Source organism: Peribacillus sp. NPDC060253 (genome assembly GCF_042727425.1).
Classification (GTDB): Bacteria; Bacillota; Bacilli; order Bacillales; family DSM-1321; genus Peribacillus.
On record NZ_JBHXAS010000280.1, the window covers coordinates 1 to 1,192 of the forward strand.

A 1,192-nucleotide genomic window follows, 5' to 3' on the forward strand; every position below is an offset into this window, starting at 1 on the left:
CCTCAGTATCATCAACATCATTAATAATATTATTATTGTCCAATTGAGGAATAATTCCTTTAGCACCTACATTTTTTGAAATCAAAATACTACTTCCACACATTAACGCCTCTATAACCGCAAGTCCAAATGTTTCGAATCTACTATTTTGTATATACAATTGGGACATTTTATAAAAACGAGGCATTTCCTTTTTTGGTACCTTTTCAATATATGTCACAAAAGGATAGGATTTAATCTGCTTTGTATCTGGTCCATGAGATCCAATAACCATTAATTCTAGGTTGAGTTTTTTTTTGGTATTTAGAATATCAATTGCTTCACATAATTTTAAAATATTTTTACGTGGTACACCTCCCCCAACTGATAGCAACATATTTTTTTTTCTTTTGACTTTTAAATGATCAGATAATCCAATTAGGTCCCAGTCCACACCATTATTAACATATGTGACTTTATGTTTATATTGAGGATAATTTTCATTAAAAGTATGCATGAAATTTTCTGAAACACATATAATTTTTGGAGCTAATTTTAATACTTTATTTTCTAGATCAATAAGCTTTTGATTATAATTCTGATTGATTTTCCCCTCAATTAATTCACTTCCATGCATTAAATAAGCTGATTTTTTACTGAGTAGCTTAGCAAGCCTAAAACCAATAACGTTAACTTTAGACAAACCTGAGAAAAGCACTCCATCTGTTTTAGTAATTTTCAAGAATAGTTCTATAAGTCTTTTATGTTTTTTCGTTTCTCTTGAATAAAATGTATTATCATTCATGTATTTCTTTAGTACCTTATTTACACTTGCAGGTCCATTATCACCAGCAAAATCACCTATAAAAAAAAGTTTCAATTTGAAATCTCTCCTGTACGTTCACTTAAGTAATTCTTTCTACCATTGAACATATTTTTTATAGCATTCGTTAATGAAATTTCATTTTTATATAACTTATATCTTCTAACAGCAAATTGAAGAATTAACAAACTTGCCCAACGTTTTGACATAGCTGTAAATACAGCACCTCTGTCAAAAAAATATTTATTATCAAATCCGTTAAACCATGTTGACTCTCCTATATATAAATCTGCAATTTTGATTGGAACATATTTTATCTTTAAGCCCTTCTGTAAGCACTGATATAAGAAAATGTTTTCTTCACCCATTTTATAATCTGAACCGGAACCC

At 28.9% G+C, this 1,192-nt stretch carries 1 protein-coding gene and 1 pseudogene; both read right to left on the minus strand.

Annotated elements, in window-relative coordinates; all coding sequences use genetic code 11:
• On the minus strand, positions 1-859 hold an 859-nt coding region (locus tag ACFWE9_RS27000; RefSeq protein WP_377359683.1), incomplete at its 3' end, for a glycosyltransferase family 4 protein.
• Positions 856-1,192 (minus strand): annotated as a pseudogene (locus ACFWE9_RS27005) (glycosyltransferase family A protein); the annotation flags it as partial. The gene ACFWE9_RS27000 and the pseudogene ACFWE9_RS27005, both read right to left, overlap by 4 nt.